This window comes from Microbulbifer variabilis (assembly GCF_020524905.1).
In the GTDB taxonomy this organism is placed as follows: Bacteria; Pseudomonadota; Gammaproteobacteria; order Pseudomonadales; family Cellvibrionaceae; genus Microbulbifer; species Microbulbifer variabilis_A.
Window position 1 is genome coordinate 1 of the sequence record NZ_JAIVKI010000052.1, and the last position, 1,632, is coordinate 1,632.

Genomic DNA, 1,632 nt, shown 5'->3' on the forward strand with positions numbered 1-1,632 from the left:
CGGTTCAACAGAAAAAGGACGTTTTGGAAAATCTCTTTGAGTCCGGCCATTATAAAAATCAATCTCTGACCAGTTTTGGTTGGCCGGCCCTTCAATTTCTATCATGTTGAACTCTAACGTTGCCAGCAAGGGCAGCCGAAGCGGAGCGTAGGCTGTCCAGCCCAGCCTCCGGCTGGGCGACCTTTATAGCTGGCGCGCACTGAACGACCTACTTGCTCTCTGCCAGCAAACTTTGGCTGGCCATTGCCAGATAAATTTACAGGGGAAAATACCATACTTTCCCCACCGGATAACTATCGGATTGGCACTCCACGATGGCCTAGCTGGCTTGCAGGGCTTGCTGACTTAAAACGAAGGCACTGGAACGGAACTGCGGTACCAGCTTGCAGGAAAACTCTCAGGAAAAGTGTGCTCAGATAGAGATTGATGCTTGCAGCAGCTACAAAACATCTAAAAATTGACCGCCACAATAACGCCGCAAACAACGGAAGGCTTGGCATTGTGGCTGTTGTGCAATAATGGCGAAGCCATGCACGGCAGACGCAATGACAAGACTTTCCGCTTGCTTTGCATTGTTAGTAGCCCATAACTGCACGATGCCAACTACGGAGAATACCCACCGAGCGGAACGCCGTTAAGGCTACCAATTTATTAAACAAAAGCACCGAGCGAACGGGAAGGATTAACCCAACCCCAAGTGCCATTTACGCTAAGAATACCCGACTTAGGTAAGACTGAAAACAGCCGGATAAACTGAGCTAAAAACTTTGGAAGAAGCCAAAACCGGAAACTACCAAAGCGTAAATTTTAAAATTCTTAACTGGGCTACTAACGCCTTACTAATGGGCGCACAAATGCTTGGCTAAAATTAGCGACGAAGGAGCGCAAGCCAAGCGTTTTGCGTCCTTTTGAGTAACTTGTTAGCACTACAATGTACGCACAAAGTGATTAATAATTGACTTTTTAATTTCAGGAGCAGTCTCTTTACTGAAACCATGACCTGTTTTGTAAGAGTTATGCACTACTTTATGTTTAAACTGCTTACTTTTTAAATAAACTTCGATGTCTTTAGACATTTGAAAAGATGGCCAAACTTGATCGTTTTCTGCTGAAATCATTAATATCGGACCATTAATATTTTCAAATTTGAATAAAGATTTATTAACGTTAGTTTTATTTTCTAATGCGACTGTAAATCTGTCGAGTAACTTAGCATTTGAATCTAACTCTAAACCTAAAGCTGGAATATCTTGACCACCAATTGTCCAAGCTGACTTCGGCACAGTTAGTCCGTACCAAGCAACCTTACTTGGAGTAGTAACCACTACGGATTTAATACGAGAATCCATACTTGCCAATAAAAATGCAGCCTCTGAACCTCTAGAGCCACCAACTACACCAATTTTAGAGGAGTCTATCAAAGGGTGATTTTCTAAATAATTTATTGCTTCAATGAAATACTCCATTGGTATTTGATCTAGTGTTTGTGAAATACCTTTTTCTTTAAAGTAAGCTAAGGAACCTCTGAATAATTCCCAGTCAATTTGGTAGTATTAGGCTATCCGTCAAGGCTACGATAGATCATGCACCAATTCACCTTTGCCGAAGCAGAATACAACCTCAAGCGTCGTA

Annotated in this window: 1 protein-coding gene; it reads right to left on the reverse strand. The window is 42.5% G+C overall.

Annotated features, from left to right (window positions below):
* Window positions 1-926: 926 nt before the first annotated feature.
* The gene (locus LC073_RS21440; RefSeq protein WP_319004749.1) at window positions 927-1,544 is read right to left on the reverse strand and encodes an acyl-CoA thioester hydrolase/BAAT C-terminal domain-containing protein; all 618 of its coding nucleotides are present in this window, start codon (window positions 1,542-1,544) and stop codon (window positions 927-929) included.
* Window positions 1,545-1,632 lie beyond the last annotated feature (88 nt).